This is a genomic window from Variovorax sp. GW821-FHT09D05 (genome assembly GCF_059416325.1).
The window spans coordinates 491,650-507,179 of the sequence record NZ_JBWKOZ010000003.1 but is presented as its reverse complement, the minus strand read 5'-3'; the positions used below and the strand labels follow the sequence as shown (position 1 = coordinate 507,179).

Sequence of the window (15,530 nt, the reverse complement as noted above, 5' to 3'; positions counted from 1 at the left end):
CCGTCAGGCGTGCGCGAGGATGTTGACCAGCTTGCCGAACGGATCGCGCACGTAGAAGCGGCGCACGCCCCAGGGTTCGTCCGTCGGGCCGTATTCGATGGCGAAGCCCGCGGCCTTCATGCGTTCGAAGGCCGTGTCGATGTCGTCGACCTCGATGGACAGATCGGGCACTGGCGTACCCGAGCCGCCTTCCGATGCGAAGCTGACCTGCAACGTCATCCCGGCCTGCGAGCCGTAGGTCTGGATCCAGCCGTGGTCCATGAGCAGATCGAGGCCGAGGATGTCCTTGTAGAAGACAGCCGCACGCGCGGGCTCGGGCGTTGCGAAGTTGGCGACCAGTCGTTTGACTTTCATGGGGCGGGTTTTCTGATCGTGAAGGTTTGGAGTTGGCCGTCGCGCTCGACGTGCAGCAGGCCGCCTTCGACGCGGATGCCGGTCCAGCGTTCGATGCGCCCGTCCGAATGGATGATCTCGATGCTGTCGTCGGATATCAAGCGGTAGTTGAACAGCGGCCCGGCCAGAGGGCCGTTCTTCTTGCCGATCGTCGCGGTCACTCGGCCCGTCGATCGAAAGCAGTAGCTGTTGACCAGCGTGTCGGACACGAGGTCGAGGAAGTGGTCGATGGGCAGGGCGTGGTTCGGCGTGATCGTCATGGTGTTCGGATGCCCGCATCGTCGCGCTGGAAGTCTCTGCGGTACTTGACGAAGCCTTTCTTCTTCGAGCCTGCAAAGCCGCAGTGCTCGAAGAACCGGTGTGCTTCGCCGCGCTCGACTGAACTGAGCAGCATGATCTTGGAGCAGTCGTGCACGATGCATTCGTCTTCGATGTGCCGCAGGAGTGCCGCTCCCGAGCCTTGGCCGCGAAACGCCTCGCCGACAACGATGTTCTCGACCACGGCGAAGGGCTGGGCCCTGTACATCACATCGGTGCAGAAGTTCAGCAAGGCCGTGGCGCGCAGCACGCCCTCATGCTCCAGAACAAGCAGCGCCGTTCGAGAGTCGTTCGCCAGTTCGGCGATGTGCTCCGGCAGGACGCACACGCGCGTGTCGCCGATCAGCTCGCAGTACAGCGCCTCGATGCCCTTGGCATCGTCCGGTCTGGCGCGTCGGATGTTCGTTGTCTCCACAAGGCAGCCTTCCGATTCAGAAGCGGCCGAATATAGAGCCTCAAGCAGCCGCACGCCGATACGTCAGCAACCGCCCCCTGTATGCCGCCCGGCTCACGGTTGCGATCTGGTCCAGCCGCTCCTCGCACATGCCGAAGCCTTCGTCCGCCATTTGCCTGTTGAATGCCGACCGGTTGCCCCTGTCCGGGTCGACGATCCACACCTCGGCGGCGGGGCTGGTGTGGCGGGCGATGAAGGCGGCGAGCAGGCCTTCCGCATCGCGTTCGTACAGCAGGTCGCTGCCGATCACGAGGTCGAACAGGCCGTGCACGTCGCCGTCGGCGCCGGTCTCCTCCATGCCCCAGTGGCCGCGCCTGTATTTCATGGGCGGCAAGGCGTTCAGCCGAAGGTTCTCCAGCAGGAAGCCGCCAGCGAGCGGGTGGCAGTCGCTCGCTGTCATGTCGTTGCCGCGCCGATGGCCGACCAGGCTTGCTAGCGCAAGGCCGCAGCCAATTTCGAGCACGCGCGCGCCCAGCACCACGGGGTGCAATGCCATGCGCGCGGCCAGTTGCGCGCCCGAGGGCCACAGCAGCCCGAACATTGGCCACGAGGCGGAAGAGATTCCCTGCGCGGCAGCCGTGCCCAAAGGGTCGGAGAACTGTTGCCGATCGAGCAACGATTGAATGACGAGGTCGTCGGCACCCGCGATGGCGATGCGCTCCAGCTTGAGTAGATAGCCCGGCATCGAAGGGAGCAGGGTCTCGCGTGCGAGGCCCCGGTGCAGCAAAGGTGGGCCAGTATGCGCCCTTGCCGGCTGCGCGCCTTCTCACGCTCATCTAAGCAAACTCTCACTGCTGTGTAAGCGGCCTCTCATGGCCTGGTAAGTACCGCGTCCTAGAGTGAATTCATCGTCATCACTCAAGGAGACAACCATGAGATTTCGTATCGCAACCCTCTGCATCGCCGCTGTGCCGGCACTGGTGTTGACATCGCTCGCGCACGCAGGCGGGCTGGCCGATCCCGACTATCCGCAGATCTCGCATTCGACCCAGTCGCGCGATGCGGTGGCCGAGGACGCCATGCGCGCCAATAACGGCATTCACGCAACAGAGGTTCTGGAATCGCAGGTGCAGGCGCCTGTGTCGGGCGCCGACCGTGCGCAGGTGCAGGCCGAGGCGATTCGCGCGAACACCGGCATCCATCCGACGGAAGTTCTGGAATCGCAGGTGCAGCCGCCGGTGGCTTCTGCGAACCAGCCGGATGCGTCGATGACACACGCCACCAACACAACTGGCGCGACCACCTACTGAGCCGCCGCGGCGCCTCGCGCGCCCGGCGTCAATCGCGCGTGAGCACGAAGCGCCTGCGGATGCCGCTTGCGGCCGAAGGCGCCACCCACAGGTCGAACTCGCCGGGCTCGACGGTCGACTTCATGTCGCGGCCGATGAAGGCGAGGTCGTCGGCCGTGAGCGTGAACTCGACGACCGCTGAAGCTCCCGGCGCGATGCCGATCTTGCGAAAGCTCTTCAGCTCGCGCACCGGCCGCGTCACGCTTGCCGCGCGCTGGCCGATGTAGAGCTGCACCACTTCTTCCGCGTCGCGCTGGCCGGTGTTGGTGACGGTGGCGCGCACGCGCAGCGTTTCCGACATCGGCAGCCGCTCTGTACTCAGTTCGACGTTGTCGTAGCGCACCGGTGAATAGCCGATGCCGAAGCCGAAGGGGTAGAGCGCTTCGTTCGTCGCGTCCAGGTAGCGCGTCTTGAATGACGTGCCTGGCGCGTTCTCGGGCGACGGCCTGCCGGTGCGCTTGTGGGCGTAGTAGTAGGGCACCTGGCCGGCCGTTTGCGGAAAGCTCACGGGCAGGCGGCCCGAGGGGTTGAAGTCGCCGAACACGACGTCGGCGATCGCGTTGCCGGTCTGCACGCCGAGGAACCACGTGACGAGGATGGCGCGCGCATTGCGCACCGCGCCCTTGAGCGCCATCGCTCGGCCGTTGCTCAACAGCACTATCACGGGCTTGCCAGTGGCGGCCACGGCCTCGGCCAGGTCTTGCTGCGCCTGCGGCAACCCGATGTCGCTGCGCGAGCGCGCCTCGCCCGACATCTTCTCGCTCTCGCCGATGGCGAGCACCACCACGTCGGCATCGCGCGCGGCCGCCACCGCGGCGTCGATGCCGCCGGGCAGCGTCGACTCGATGCCCGAGCCGCGCACCACGTTCACCGACGAGTTGGGCCCCAGCGCCCCGCGCAGGCCCTGGTCGATGCCCACCGGTGCCGACTGTCCGGGGAACAGGCTCCACGCGCCCATCAGGTCGACGGTGCCCTCGGCGAAGGGCCCGATCAGCGCGATCTTCGTGCCGGCCTTGGGCAGCGGCAGCAGCATGCGCTCGTTCTTCAGCATCACGATGGAGCGGCGCGCGCTCTCGCGGGCCAGTGAGATGAATTCGGGGTTCTCGGGGCGCTGCGAGGCGGGTGGGCCGTCGAGGCCGTGCATCGGGTCGTCGAACAGGCCCAGCTTCTGCTTGACGCGCAGCACGCGGCGCACGGCCTCGTCGAGCCGCTCCATGGGCACCTCGCCCGAGGCCACGAGGTCGGGCAGGTAGCGCATGTACAGGCCGCTCTGCATGCTCACGTCGGTGCCGGCCATGAAGGCCTGCTTGGCGGCCTCGCGCGGGTTGGCGGCGTAGCCGTGCTCCACCAGTTCTTCGTCGGCCGTGTAGTCGGAGACCACGAAGCCCTGAAACTTCCATTCGTCGCGCAGCACGCCCGTGAGCAGCGAGTGGTTGGCGGTGGAGGGCACGCCGCCGATTTCGTTGAAGGCGCTCATCACCGAGAGCGCGCCGGCATCCAGTGCCGCGCGGAACGGCGGCAGGTACACCTCGCGCAGCGTCTGCTGCGAGATGTCGCTCACGTTGTAGTCGAGCCCGCCTTCGCCCGCGCCGTAGGCCGCGAAGTGCTTGGGCGTGGCCAGCATCGAGTCGGGCCGCGAAAGGTCGGGGCCCTGGAAGCCGCGCACGCGCGCGGCGGCGAACTGCCGCGAGAGGTACACGTCTTCGCCCGCGCCTTCGAGGCCGCGGCCCCAGCGCGCATCGCGCGCGATGTCGACCATGGGCGCGAAGGTCCAGCGGAAGCCGTCGGCCGTGGCCTCGACCGCCGCGGCGCGCGCGGTGCGTTCGGCCAGGTCGGGTTCCCAGCTGGAGGCCTCGGCCAGCGGCATCGGGAACATGGTGCGAAAGCCGTGGATCACGTCCGCGCCGAAGATCAGCGGAATGCCCAGGCGCGACTCGTTCACCGCAATCTGCTGCAGCCGCCGCTTGCCTTCGAGGCCGGCATTGTTGAACAGGCCTGTGAGCCGGCCGGCGCGCACGTCGGCAGTCTCCTGCTGTGCATTGCGCCAGCCGGCCTGGGGGTTGTTGGGGGTGTCGATGTCGGCGGGGCCGTACAGGGTGAGCTGGCCGGCCTTCTCCTGCACTGTCATACGGGCGATGAGGGCCTCGATGCGGGCCTCGGGCGTCAGCGCTGCATCTGCCGCGGCGGGGGCGGCGGATGCAGGGGGAAGCAGGAGCGCGAGGGAGAGAAGGGCGGAGGCGGGAGCGAGAAAGGAAGCCGGGGTTCTGATGCGCATGGCCTCCTATTCTCCAGATAACGCCGCCATGCCCTCTCGGCGGGTTTCCGCGCTGGCCGTAGGTCTTCTCCGATAGCCGGGGCCGTGCTTACTCTGCGGTGGCGCCCGAATCCTTCGCCACCTTCACCCATTTCGTCGTCTCGCTGCCGATGAAGGTTGCGAGCTCGGCCGGCTTCATGCTGCCGGCCGTCACGCCCTGTTCCTCGAAGCGTTTCACTACGTCAGGCTGCTGCAGCACGCGCGACACCTCGGTGTTCAGGCGCTGCACCAGCTCGGGCGGCGTGCCGTGCGGCGCCATGAGCGCGAACCAGGTGGTCATGTCGTAGCCCTTGAGGCCGGCCTCGTCGAGCGTGGGTACGCCGGGGTAGGCGGGCGAGCGCGTCTTCGTGGTCACGGCCAGCGCCTGCACCTTGTCGGCGCGGATGTGCGGTGCGGCCGAGGGGCTGGTCTCGATGGCCATCTGGATCTGCCCGCCCATCAGGTCGGCCATCATCGGCGCGCCGCCCTTGTAGGGCACGTGCACGATGTCGGTCTTCGTCATCGAACGAAACAGCTCGCCCGAGATGTGCTCCGTGCTGCCGTTGCCCGCCGAGCCGTAGTTGACCTTGCCCGGGTTGGCCTTGATGTAGGCGACGAGTTCGGCCACCGATTTCACGGGCACCTTCTCGTTCACGATCAGCACGTTGGGCGTGGATGCGACCAGCGCCACCGGATCGAAGTCGCGCTGGAAGTCGTAGGGCAGGCGCTTGTAGAGGCCCGGCGCGATCGAATGCGCGATGGTGGCCATGAACAGCGTGTAGCCATCGGCCGGCGCCTTCGACGCGATGGCCGCGCCCACGGTGCCGCCCGCGCCACCGCGGTTGTCGATGATGACCGGCTGCTTGAGCGTTTCCGACAGCTTCTGGCCCACGGTGCGCGCGACGATGTCGGTGGTGCCGCCCGCCACGAAGGGCACGACGAGGGTGATGGGCTTGGCGGGCCAGTCGGCCGCGCTGGACGACGCCGCGGCGGTGGCCAGCAGCAGGGCGGCCATGCAGGTGCGCAGAAAAGTCGAGGGGCGTGGGAAGGAGGATTTCATGGTCTGGATGTCGTGGGGTCGTTGTTATTGGTTATTGAAAAAAGCGCGCGATTCACGCCACGCGGTTCAGCAGCGGCTGGTTGCGTACCCAGCGCTGCAGGTTGTCGAGAAAGATCGCGGCCACGCGGGCCTCATTGCCGTCCGAATGGCCGGCGCTGTGGGGCGTGACGATCACGTTCGGCAGGCTCCACAGCGGCGAGTCGGCCGGCAGGGGCTCGTGCGCGAACACGTCGAGATACGCACCGGCCAGCGCGCCGCTGCGCAATGCATCGATGAGCGCCGGCTCGTCGATCACTTCGCCGCGAGAGACGTTCACGAGCCGCGCACCGGCGGGCATGTGCGCCAGCGCCGCCGCATCGATGAGGCCGCGCGTGCGATCGCTCAGCGGGCAGGCCAGCAGCAGCCAGTCCGCCTTCGGCAGCACTGTGTGCAGCTGTTCGTAGCTCACGCTCTCGTGGGCCGGCACGGCGGCCGAGGCCTCGCTCCCGCGCACGGACACGACACGAAGCCCGAGTGCCGCGAGCAGCGCACCGAGGCCTTGCCCGATCGGCCCCCAGCCGACGACCACTGCCGTCTGCCCCGCGAGATCGCGCGGCAGGCCACTGCCCATGAGCGGCGACCAAGTGCGTGCGCGTTGCGCGGCCAGCAGCTGTGGAAACTGCCGTGCCAGCATCAGCACGCCTGCCAGCGCGGTCTGCACGACCACGCCGGCGTTGGCGCCCGACGAGGTCGTGACCTCCACGCCGCGCGCCCGCAGCTCGCCGTACACCGGCCGGTCGGCGCCCGCGGAATGCGCGTGCACCCAACGCAGCGAGGGCGCGTGGCGCATTGCGTCGTGAAAGGCCTGCGTGTGCGGCAGCACCTCGTGCTTGGTCGACAGGCCGGTGACGTCGCGCGAGACAAAAGCCACGTCGGCGTCGTCGCCCGGGTTCACCACCACGTGGGTGCGGTCGCCGAGCGCCGCGGGCAGGCCGGGCGCTGTCTGCGCCGCGGCTTGCGGCGTCATCAGGATGCGCAGCGGCGAGCTCATTCGGCCGTCGCACCCGATTCGCGCACGATCGCCTTCCACTTCTCGTACTCCTGGCGCGTGAACTTGCCGAACTGCTCGGGCGTGCCGCCCACCGGGTCGGCGCCCTCGCGGATCATCTGCGCCTCGAGCGAGGGCAGCGCCTCGTTCACCGACTTGTTGAGCAGCGCGATCACCGGGGCTGGCGTGCCCTTGGGCGCGAAGAAGCCGAACCACGAGCCGGCGGAGAAATCGGGGAAGCCCTTCTCGGCCACGGTCGGCACGTCGGGCAGCGAGCGCGAGCGCTTCTGGCTGCTCACCGCAATGGCCCTGAGCTTGCCCGCCTTGATGTGCGCGATGACCGATGGAATGGTGGCGAACATGAACTGCACGCGGCCCGCGAGCAGGTCGTTGAGCGCGTTAGCGCCCTTGTAGGGCACGTGCAGCGTCTCGGCCCCGATGCGCTTGCTGAGCATGTAGCTCGACAGGTGCGACGAGGTGCCGACGCCGGTGGAGCCGTAGTTCAGCTTGTTGGGGTTGGCCTTGGCGTAGGCGATGAATTCCTCCAGCGTCTTCGCGGGCACCTCGGGGTTGACCACCAGCACGTTGGGCACGTCGGCGATCTGCACCACCGGCACAAGGTCGGTGAGCGGGTCGTAGGGCAGGTTCTTGTAGAGCGTCTGATTGACGGCCATCGGGCCGACCGAATTGACGATCAGCGTGTAGCCGTCGGCCGGTGCGCGCACCACGAACTCGGTGCCGATGTTGCCGCCGCCACCGGGCTTGTTGTCGATGATGAAGGACTGCTTGAGCCTTTCCGACATGTGCTGCGTGACGGCGCGCGCGAGGATGTCGGTGGTGCCGCCGGCTGTGAAGGCGACGACCACGCGCACGGGCTTGCTCGGGTAGGTCGTCTGTGCAGTGGCGTTGAGGCCGGCGGCCAGCAGTGCCGTGGCGCAGAAGAGCTTTTGCAAGAAGCGGGAAGAAGGCTTGTCTCGTGTCATTGTTGTGTTCTCGTGGGTAGTCGGTCTGGTGTTCAGTCGCGAAAGCCCGGGTCCATCCGGTCGAGCTTGCGCAGCAGCGCAGGCCATTCCATGAGGCCGTAGGGTCGGCGCGTGCCGGGCTGGTAGTTGTTCCAGGTTTCTTCCAGCACCTGCTGCGGCACGGCCCGCAGCAGCGTGTTGCAAGACATCGCACCGATCTGCGCGCGGCAGGCCAGCTCGAGCCGGTGCATCCAGTTGAAGGCTTCGCCCACGCTGCGGCCCACCACCAGCGCGCCGTGGTTGCGGAAGATCACGGCCTCGCGGTCGCCCAGGTCGGCCAGCAGCGAGGCCTGCTCCTCGGTGTTCAGCACCACGCCTTGGTAGTCGTGGTAGCCGATCTTCAGGAATCGCATGGCGGTCTGAGTGAGCGGCAGCAGGCCGCATTCGAGCGACGAAACCGCCATCGACGCCCAGCTGTGCGTGTGGATCACGCAGGCCACGTCGGGCCGCGCGGCGTGCACGGCGCTGTGGATCACGTAGCCGGCCTTGTTGATGCCGTAGTCCAGCTCGCCGAAGTCGGGCTTCGAGAGGATGTTGCCGTCCTGGTCGACCTTGATGAGGCTGGAGGCGGTGATCTCCTCGTACATCATTCCGTAGGGGTTGATGAGGAAGGCGCCTTTCTCGCCCGGCACGTGCGACGAGATGTGGTTGGCCATCATGTCGGACATGCCATAGAGGTCCACCAGCCGGTAGCAGGCTGCGAGGTCGATGCGGGCCTGCCATTCGGCATCGGAGCATCGGCCCTTCATGGAGGGAATCTGGAGTACGCCGGGTTGTGTCATGGGGTTTCCTTCGGATGCATGGGGTTCATTCAGTCGGCGCCAAGCTGCAGGCGGTTGGGCAGGCGCTTCTCGATGGCGAACTTCAGCAAGGCGGCCGAGCGGAAGATGCCGTGCGCGAACTTGCCGTAGGGCAGGGTGAGAAAGAGCGCCATCACCACGCCCAGGTGCACCGCCAGCAGCAATGCCATGAAGGGCGTGTCGCGCCACGCCAGCAGCGCAAGGCCGGTGAGGCTGGTGAGCAGCAGCAGGGCGATGAAGCCGCGGTCCATGGGGCGCTGCGCCACGTCGCCGTGCGCCGGGTCGCGCCGCAAGTTGAGGCACAGCAGTCCGACCGGGCCCACCACCAGGCCGATGCCGCCCGCGGTGCCCAGCAGCACGGGCAGGCTGGTGAGCGCATAGGGCGCATGCAGGCCGAGCAGGTAGTGGTACAGCGTGGCCACGCAGGTCGACGCGAAGCACAGCATGAAGCCGTAGAAGGTGAAGTGGTGGAAGCGCCGGCGCCACAGGGTGAAGCGGTCGTCTTCGTTGTTGCAGCCTTCGCCGTGGCCGCCGCCCAGGTACTTCAGGCGCAGTGCGTCTTGCGCGGCCTCGGCGCTGGCTGCGTTGCGTACGCCGGTCACTTCGGCAGGCACGTTGTCGCGCGACGGCGATACCTCGCGCCAGAAGCGCCGCACGCCCATGGCCAGCGCGAACATCACGAAGAGAAACACCGCGCCGAACACCAGCGCGAGAAAGTTGTGCGGAAAGATCGCGTAGAAATTGCCCGCGAGCGGCTCATGCAGCAGCGAGCCCGACATCGCCACTGCCAGCACCAGGAAGAGCGCGAGCCCACCGGCCAGAGCGAGCGCAACCGTGAGGCCCGCGCGCTGGTAGAGCGCACCCATTGCAGGCGGCCAGGCGTAGTCGTGATACGTCTGCATGCGCACCTGCGCCATCGCCTGCGGCACGTTCACCGCGAACTCGTGCGGCGGCGCGTACTGGCAGGCGTGCAGGCAGGCGCCGCAGTTGTGGCACAGGTTGGCGAGGTAGTGCGTGTCGGCCTTGCCGAATTCGAGCCGGCGCGTCATGGCCGGGAACACGGCGCAGAAGCCTTCGCAGTAGCGGCAGGCGTTGCAGATCTGCAGGATGCGGGCGACTTCGCCTTCGCTCGCTGTCAACGGAAGGGCGGGCTGTATCGGGATCACGCGCGACGTGGCACCGCCACCGATGCCGTCGGCATCCGCACGGGCGCGTGCGACGAGATCAGTGAGCTGCTGCAAGGGCGGTCTCCGGGGATTTCTTCGAAAGGTTCTTTGCCGCGTTCGCGGCCTGCGTGCCGGCAATGCGCCCGAAGGCCGTGCCGATGCTCATGCCGACGCCCGCCGTGTAGCCTTTGCCGAGCACGTTGCCGGCCATCATTTCGCCGGCAACGAACAGGTTGGGGCTGGCCCGGCCGCCGAAGCGCACGGCTGCTGTTTCGTCAACCTTCAGGCCGAGGTAGGTGAAGGTGATGCCGGGGCGCACGGGGTAGGCGTAAAAGGGCGCTGTGTCGATGGGGCGCGCCCAGTGCGTCTTGGCTGGCGCGAGGCCCTCGGTGTGGCAGTCGTCGAGGGCAGTGTGGTCGAAGCGGCCGACGCGGCAGGCGGCGTTGTAGTCCTCCACCGTGCGCACGAAGGTGGCTTCGTCGAGGCCGATCTTGCGTGCCAGTTCGCCGAGCGTGTTCGCCTGCGTGCCGGGGAACACCGGCGGCATGAAGCGCCCGACCGCTTTCTGGTCGATGACCGACCAGGCAATCTGCCCCGGCTGCTGCGCGACGAGCCGGCCCCAGATGGCGTATCGCTTGGGCCAGAAATCTTCGCCCTCGTCGTAGAAGCGATTCGCCTCGCGGTTGACGACCACGCCGAGCGACACGCAGTCGATGCGTGTGCAGATGCCGCCGTCGTACAGCGGCGCGCGCGCGTCGATGGCCACCATGTGGCCCTGTGACGGATCGCCGATGCTGTCTGCGCCCGCCGCGATCATGTGCTTCAGCAGCACGCCCTGGTTGAAGCGCGTACCGCGGATCAGGAAGTTGTCGGCCGGCCATTCGCCGCGCTCGTTCTGGCCCCAGGCTTCGCGCAGCCATTCGCGGTTCGACTCGAAGCCGCCTGCGGCCAGCACGCAGCTTTTCGCTTCGATGCGCTCGCCGGCCTCGGTGCGCGCGGCCACGAAGCGGTCGCCGTCGAGCTCGACCGAGGCCACGGGCGTGTCGTAGCGGATCTGCACGCCCAGCCGTTCGGCGCTGCGGAAATAGGCGTTCACCAACGCCTTGCCGCCACCCATGAAGAAGGCGTTGGTGCGCGCCACGTGCAGCGCGCCCGACAGCGGCGGCTGAAAGTGCACGCCGTGGCTGCGCATCCAGTCGCGGCAATTCGACGAGGCGCGAATCACCAGGCGCGCCAGGTGTTCGTCGGTGAGGCCGCCGGTCACCTTCAGCAGGTCTTGCCAGTATTCTTCTTCAGGGTAGGCCTCGATCAGCACGTCCTGCGGGGCGTGGTGCATGCAGCGCAGGTTGCGTGTGTGCTGCGAATTGCCGCCGCGCCATGCCTTGGGCGAGGCTTCGAGCAGCAGCACCGAGGCGCCGGCCTCGCGTGCCATCAGGGCGGCGCACAGCGCGGCATTGCCGCCACCGACAACCAGAACATCGATCACTCGTGGGTCTCCTTGGAATACGGGAGACTCTAGGCACGCCGGCCTTCAGGCGAAAGGCCGATCCGGGCAACGGGTGTTCAGTTTTCGAGAAGACTTGCTCCTGTCCAACTGCCATCGCGCACCAGGGCGCGCGCCGTGTCGGCCATCACCACGCGGGTCGCCAGCGCGGCGGGAGAGAGCTCGTCGTCCGACAGGCTCACAAGCAGGTTGCGGCGGCCCACGTGCGCGTCGGCGATCTGCGTGAGCTGCAAGTCGTCGCGGTCGTGCCGTGCGGTAGCGGCGCCGGGTTGGATGGTGGCGCCGTGTCCCGCGCGCACCGCATCCATCAGCAGCGCGAGGCCGTCGACCTCGGCCACGATGCGCGGTGCAATGCGTGCCCGGGCGAAGGCCGCCATCAGCGTGGCGCGCAGGCCGTGGCTGCCGCTGGGCAGTATCAGCGGCAGTTCGGCCAGCTGCGACAGGCGCACGCGGGCGCCGGTGGGGCGCTGCGGCAGCGTGGGGGATGCAATGACGAAGAGCTTCTCGGCCAGCAGCGGGGTCACGCTCCAGCGGCGCGGCGTGTCGGTCTGGAACAGCACGGCCAGGTCGAGCTGCCGCGCCTGCAGCATGGTCGTGAGGTGGCCGGACAGCGCTTCGACCATGTGCAGCCGCACTTCGGGGTAGCGCTCGCGCATGGCGCGCATCAGCGGCACGCCGAGCACCGTGGCGGTGGTGGGTGCCAGGCCCACGCTCACGTGGCCCGAGAGCCGCGCCTGCTGCGCGGCGCGCACCGCGTCGTCGGCATGGCGCAGCGTGAGCTGGGCCTGGTGGAGAAAGGCCACGCCCGCATCGGTGGGCGCAACGCCGGTCGAGCTGCGCTGCAGCAGCCGGGTGGACAACTCGCTTTCGAGCCGGCTGATCTGCTGGCTCAGCGCCGAGGTAACGACGCCCAGCTCGACCGCCGCGCGGCCCATGCTGCGAAGCTCGCAGACCTTGACGAAGTAGCGCAGTTGCCGGAGTTCCATCGCCCGATCATCGCGCAGGCACGGCGGCCGGTGCGGGCCGGCGCAACAGCAGCCAGCCGAACAGCGGCGCGGTGATGTACATCACCACCGAGTAGATGGCCGCCGGCAGCGCGAGCTGGAAGCTGCCGAGCACGCTCACCGCGATGAAGATCGCGAGCGTGGAGTTGTGGATGCCGATCTCGTAGCTGATGGCGGTGGCCAGCGGCTTGTCGAGGCCCGCGGCGCGGCTCAGGTAGTAGCCCGCGAGCAGGCTCACGAGATTGAACAGCAGCACCGGCACGCCGATCTCGGCGAAGGTGGCGGCCATGGTCTTCCACTCGTTGGCGATGGCGAGCACCGTCACCACCGCGAGCACCACGCCGCTGAAGATCTTGGTCGGCTTTTCCATGCGCGCAGCGAAGCCGGGGCTGCGCGAGGCCACGAACATGCCGATGGCCACCGGCACCAGCACGATGGCGATCACCTCCACCAGCTTGCGTGTCTGCAGCGGCACCACCTGGCCGCCCTGCGCGAAATGGCCGATGGCCCAGTTCGCGATCAGCGGCAGCGTGACGATGGACAGCAGCGTGTTCACGGCCGTCAGCGAGATGTTCATCGCCACGTTGCCGCCGAACAGGTGCGAGAACAGGTTGGCCGAGATGCCGCCGGGCGAGGCCGCGAGCAGCATCAGCCCGACCGCGAACACGGGCGACAGCCCGAAGCCCACGATGATCGCGTAGCAAGCCAGCGGCAGGCCGATGACCTGCAGCACGAGCGCGATGGTCACGGCCTTCGGGTGCTTGAAGAGGCGCCTGAAGTCGGCGAGCGAAAGCGAAAGCCCGAGCCCGAACATCACGAGCGCGAGCGCGCCGAACAGGAAGCGGGTAACGATGACGGTGGCGTCCATGGATTTGTCTCCTCGATGGTTCTTGTAGTTTTGATGCGTAAAAAAATAGCCGCCAGCACCTGTCGTGCAGGCGCTGGCAGCCGTGGAAACCGGGGTCGACGCTGTCTTATTGTTTGTAGCTGTCGTCGATGCGGTCGAGCTTGCGGATCAGCGAAGGCCAGACGAACTGGCCGCCCAGCCCGCCTGTCTGCACCTTCATCGCCTGGCCTACGCCCTCGACGATCTTCGGGTTGACTTGCGTGAGTTCGCTGCCGCCCGATTGCGCCGCAATCTGGATCTGGCAGGTGTTCTCGAAGGTGTACATCGAAAGAAAGGCGTCGGCAATGGTCTTGCCGCAGGTCAGCAGGCCGTGGTTGCGCAGCATGAGGAAGTTGGCGCTGCCCATGTCGGCCTGCAGGCGCGGCTTTTCGTCGTCGCGGAAGGCTACGCCTTCGTAGTCGTGATAGGCCAGCGAGGCCAGCACGAAGGTCGATTGCTGGCTGATGGGCAGCACGCCGTTCTTCTGCGCGCTGACGGCGATGCCGGCCTTGGTGTGGGTGTGCAGCACGCACTGGATGTCTTCGCGCGCGGCATGCACCGCGCTGTGAATGACGAAGCCCGCCGGGTTCACGGGGTAGGGCGAGTCGATGATCTTGTTGCACTGCTGGTCGACCTTGACCAGGCTCGACGCGGTGATCTCGTCGAACATCAGGCCGTAGGGGTTGATCAGGAAGTGGTGCTCGGGGCCGGGAATGCGCGCGCTGATGTGCGTGAACACGAGGTCGCTCCAGCCGTAGAGCGCCACCAGGCGGTAGCAGGCGGCGAGGTCGACGCGAAGCTGCCACTCCTCGGCGGAGACGAGCTTCTGGATTTCGGGTTGGGAGAAGGCGTTCATGGTTTCCTCTTGTCGATGTCAGGCGGCCGCGGGTTCGGTCAGCGCGGCCTTGTAGATGCTCTGCTTCGGCTGCGCCATCACGCGGCGCAGCATGGGCTCGAACTCGCTGATGGGCAGCGTCTCGGCCTTGGGGTCGAAGGCGGGGTTGTCGTAGAGCGCGCAGAACTCGGCCGTGCGCTCGTAGTGCGGGTGGTCCTTGAAGTTGTCACGCATGTCGCGGTCCAGGCCGATGTGGTGAAAGAAGTAGTGGCCCTGGAAGATGCCGTGGTTCTGCACCATCCAGTGGTTGGCTTCGCTCACAAAGGGCTTGAGGATGGCGGCGGCGATGTCGGGGTGGTTGAAGCTGCCCAGCGTGTCGCCGATGTCGTGCAGCAGCGCGCACACGACGTACTCCTCGTCGCGGCCGTCGCGCAGGGCGCGGGTGGCGGTCTGCAGCGAGTGGGTGTAGCGGTCGACCGGAAAGCCGCCGTAGTCGCCTTCGAGAATCTGCAGGTGCTTGATCACGCGCGCCGGCAGGCCGGTCGTGAACTGCATGAATTCGCCGCCGATCAGTTGCCAGTCTTCGCGCGTGCTTTCCTGCATGCTCTTGAAACTTGCGCGTGCGTTCATCGCTGGGGTCTCCGTTCTTGTGGGGTGCCGGCCACTGTATGCCTGCGCTTGACCTTGAACTGTCAAGAATTTGACAATGTGGGGTTCTGGTAAACCCCCGCCTCGCAGCGGTTCATGCCCATGGCTGCCTCCCCTAGACCGCGTCTTTCCGCTGCGCACCGCGCCGCGCTGGAGGGCAATCCGTGGTTCATGAGCATGCCGCGCGCCCAGCGCGAGGCGCTGCTGGGCGCGGCCGAACTCCACCACGTGCGGCGCGGCGCAATGGTGTTCCGCCAGGGCGATCCCATTCACGCGGCGGGCGGCGGCTTCTACGGGCTGGTGGCGGGCACCATCAAGATTTCATCGTTGCGCCAGGACGGGCGCGAGGCCATCCTCGCGGTGCTGGAGCCCGGCAACTGGTTCGGCGAAATCACGCTGATCGACGGCTCGCCGCGCACGCACGACGCCACCGCGCTGGAGGCGCTCGACCTGCTGATGGTGCCGCCCGAGGCCTTCGTGCAGCTGATGCGCGACGTGGTCTTTTCCAACGCCATCGCCGCGATGCTCGCGGCGCGCGTGCGCATGCTCTACGGGCTGACCGAAGACGCCACGCTGCGCAGCCTGCGCGCCCGCGTGGCGCACCGGCTGCTGGTGCTGGCGCGCGGCGATGCCACGCAGTCGGTGCACCTGCGGCACGAACTGCAACTGCCGCAGGAAGCGCTGGCAATGATGCTCGGCGTGACGCGCCAGACGCTGTCGAAGGAACTCAATGCGCTGGCGGGCGAGGGCGTCGTCTCGCTGGGCTACGGGCGCATCGAGCTGTTGTCCCTCGACGCGCTGCAGAAGCTGGTGAGCACGGGCTAGGCCCGC

General features: G+C 67.4%; 17 protein-coding genes. 2 read left to right on the top strand and 15 right to left on the bottom strand.

Annotated features, from left to right (window positions below; translation table 11 throughout):
- Positions 1-3: 3 nt before the first annotated feature.
- Genes AC07O3_RS10345 through AC07O3_RS10330 form a run of 4 tightly spaced genes read right to left on the bottom strand, consistent with a single transcriptional unit; the run spans position 4 to position 1,850 of the window.
- Positions 4-354, bottom strand: a complete 351-nt coding sequence (locus tag AC07O3_RS10345) for a VOC family protein (protein ID WP_495339232.1) — start codon at positions 352-354, stop codon at positions 4-6.
- Positions 351-653: a hypothetical protein gene (locus AC07O3_RS10340; protein WP_495339231.1), complete on the bottom strand. Its 303-nt coding sequence runs from the start codon at positions 651-653 to the stop codon at positions 351-353. The genes AC07O3_RS10345 and AC07O3_RS10340 overlap by 4 nt, the downstream gene beginning before the upstream one ends.
- Positions 650-1,126 carry a GNAT family N-acetyltransferase gene (locus tag AC07O3_RS10335; RefSeq protein WP_495339230.1) on the bottom strand — a complete coding sequence of 159 codons (477 nt, stop codon included), beginning with the start codon at positions 1,124-1,126 and terminating at the stop codon, positions 650-652. Before AC07O3_RS10335 ends, AC07O3_RS10340 begins: the two co-directional genes overlap by 4 nt.
- A gap of 40 nt (positions 1,127-1,166) precedes the next feature.
- A complete protein-coding gene (locus AC07O3_RS10330) occupies positions 1,167-1,850 on the bottom strand; it encodes a class I SAM-dependent methyltransferase (RefSeq protein WP_495339229.1) in 684 nt (227 codons plus the stop codon).
- Between the two features lie 187 nt (positions 1,851-2,037).
- Between AC07O3_RS10330 and AC07O3_RS10325 the strand changes: the two genes are divergently transcribed.
- Positions 2,038-2,415 carry a hypothetical protein gene (locus AC07O3_RS10325; protein ID WP_093055871.1) on the top strand — a complete coding sequence of 126 codons (378 nt, stop codon included), beginning with the start codon at positions 2,038-2,040 and terminating at the stop codon, positions 2,413-2,415.
- Positions 2,416-2,443: 28 nt separating this feature from the next.
- Here the strand turns inward: AC07O3_RS10325 and bglX are convergent, their stop codons facing one another.
- The 11 genes from bglX to AC07O3_RS10270 form a co-directional block, all read right to left on the bottom strand.
- The gene (bglX, locus tag AC07O3_RS10320) at positions 2,444-4,729 is read right to left on the bottom strand and encodes a beta-glucosidase BglX (protein WP_495339228.1); all 2,286 of its coding nucleotides are present in this window, start codon (positions 4,727-4,729) and stop codon (positions 2,444-2,446) included.
- 88 nt (positions 4,730-4,817) lie between these two features.
- On the bottom strand, positions 4,818-5,807 hold the full coding sequence (locus tag AC07O3_RS10315; protein WP_495339227.1) for a tripartite tricarboxylate transporter substrate binding protein: 990 nt from the start codon (positions 5,805-5,807) through the stop codon (positions 4,818-4,820).
- Between the two features lie 52 nt (positions 5,808-5,859).
- On the bottom strand, positions 5,860-6,837 hold the full coding sequence (locus AC07O3_RS10310; protein WP_495339226.1) for a D-2-hydroxyacid dehydrogenase: 978 nt from the start codon (positions 6,835-6,837) through the stop codon (positions 5,860-5,862).
- Positions 6,834-7,817, bottom strand: a complete 984-nt coding sequence (locus tag AC07O3_RS10305) for a Bug family tripartite tricarboxylate transporter substrate binding protein (protein WP_495339225.1) — start codon at positions 7,815-7,817, stop codon at positions 6,834-6,836. The genes AC07O3_RS10310 and AC07O3_RS10305 overlap by 4 nt, the downstream gene beginning before the upstream one ends.
- A 32-nt stretch (positions 7,818-7,849) precedes the next feature.
- Positions 7,850-8,638, bottom strand: a complete 789-nt coding sequence (locus AC07O3_RS10300; RefSeq protein WP_093055881.1) for a class II aldolase/adducin family protein — start codon at positions 8,636-8,638, stop codon at positions 7,850-7,852.
- Between the two features lie 29 nt (positions 8,639-8,667).
- Positions 8,668-9,897: a tricarballylate utilization 4Fe-4S protein TcuB gene (gene tcuB / locus AC07O3_RS10295; protein WP_495339224.1), complete on the bottom strand. Its 1,230-nt coding sequence runs from the start codon at positions 9,895-9,897 to the stop codon at positions 8,668-8,670.
- Entirely contained in the window at positions 9,881-11,308 is a 1,428-nt protein-coding gene (gene tcuA / locus AC07O3_RS10290) for an FAD-dependent tricarballylate dehydrogenase TcuA (protein WP_495339223.1), read from the bottom strand. Before tcuA ends, tcuB begins: the two co-directional genes overlap by 17 nt.
- Positions 11,309-11,385: 77 nt before the next feature.
- On the bottom strand, positions 11,386-12,312 hold the full coding sequence (locus AC07O3_RS10285) for a LysR family transcriptional regulator (protein ID WP_093055887.1): 927 nt from the start codon (positions 12,310-12,312) through the stop codon (positions 11,386-11,388).
- 7 nt (positions 12,313-12,319) lie between these two features.
- A complete protein-coding gene (locus tag AC07O3_RS10280; protein ID WP_093073620.1) occupies positions 12,320-13,198 on the bottom strand; it encodes a bile acid:sodium symporter family protein in 879 nt (292 codons plus the stop codon).
- 106 nt (positions 13,199-13,304) lie between these two features.
- Positions 13,305-14,072 (bottom strand): class II aldolase/adducin family protein, encoded by a 768-nt coding sequence (locus tag AC07O3_RS10275; RefSeq protein WP_093055891.1) that lies wholly within the window; start codon positions 14,070-14,072, stop codon positions 13,305-13,307.
- Between the two features lie 18 nt (positions 14,073-14,090).
- Complete coding sequence (locus tag AC07O3_RS10270) at positions 14,091-14,681, bottom strand: HD domain-containing protein (RefSeq protein ID WP_093073621.1); 591 nt, start codon at positions 14,679-14,681, stop codon at positions 14,091-14,093.
- 120 nt (positions 14,682-14,801) lie between these two features.
- On the opposite strand from AC07O3_RS10270, the gene AC07O3_RS10265 reads away from it, so the two are divergent.
- On the top strand, positions 14,802-15,524 hold the full coding sequence (locus tag AC07O3_RS10265; protein WP_495339337.1) for a Crp/Fnr family transcriptional regulator: 723 nt from the start codon (positions 14,802-14,804) through the stop codon (positions 15,522-15,524).
- Positions 15,525-15,530: the final 6 nt, after the last annotated feature.

Coding starts and splice junctions, on each gene's coding strand:
- AC07O3_RS10345 (WP_495339232.1), bottom strand. CDS start 354: ATGAAAGTCAAACGACTGGTCGCCAACTTCGCAACGCCCGAGCCCGCG.
- AC07O3_RS10340 (WP_495339231.1), bottom strand. CDS start 653: ATGACGATCACGCCGAACCACGCCCTGCCCATCGACCACTTCCTCGAC.
- AC07O3_RS10330 (WP_495339229.1), bottom strand. CDS start 1,850: ATGCCGGGCTATCTACTCAAGCTGGAGCGCATCGCCATCGCGGGTGCC.
- AC07O3_RS10325 (WP_093055871.1), top strand. CDS start 2,038: ATGAGATTTCGTATCGCAACCCTCTGCATCGCCGCTGTGCCGGCACTG.
- bglX (WP_495339228.1), bottom strand. CDS start 4,729: ATGCGCATCAGAACCCCGGCTTCCTTTCTCGCTCCCGCCTCCGCCCTT.
- AC07O3_RS10315 (WP_495339227.1), bottom strand. CDS start 5,807: ATGAAATCCTCCTTCCCACGCCCCTCGACTTTTCTGCGCACCTGCATG.
- AC07O3_RS10310 (WP_495339226.1), bottom strand. CDS start 6,837: ATGAGCTCGCCGCTGCGCATCCTGATGACGCCGCAAGCCGCGGCGCAG.
- AC07O3_RS10305 (WP_495339225.1), bottom strand. CDS start 7,817: ATGACACGAGACAAGCCTTCTTCCCGCTTCTTGCAAAAGCTCTTCTGC.
- AC07O3_RS10300 (WP_093055881.1), bottom strand. CDS start 8,638: ATGACACAACCCGGCGTACTCCAGATTCCCTCCATGAAGGGCCGATGC.
- AC07O3_RS10285 (WP_093055887.1), bottom strand. CDS start 12,312: ATGGAACTCCGGCAACTGCGCTACTTCGTCAAGGTCTGCGAGCTTCGC.
- AC07O3_RS10280 (WP_093073620.1), bottom strand. CDS start 13,198: ATGGACGCCACCGTCATCGTTACCCGCTTCCTGTTCGGCGCGCTCGCG.
- AC07O3_RS10275 (WP_093055891.1), bottom strand. CDS start 14,072: ATGAACGCCTTCTCCCAACCCGAAATCCAGAAGCTCGTCTCCGCCGAG.
- AC07O3_RS10270 (WP_093073621.1), bottom strand. CDS start 14,681: ATGAACGCACGCGCAAGTTTCAAGAGCATGCAGGAAAGCACGCGCGAA.
- AC07O3_RS10265 (WP_495339337.1), top strand. CDS start 14,802: ATGGCTGCCTCCCCTAGACCGCGTCTTTCCGCTGCGCACCGCGCCGCG.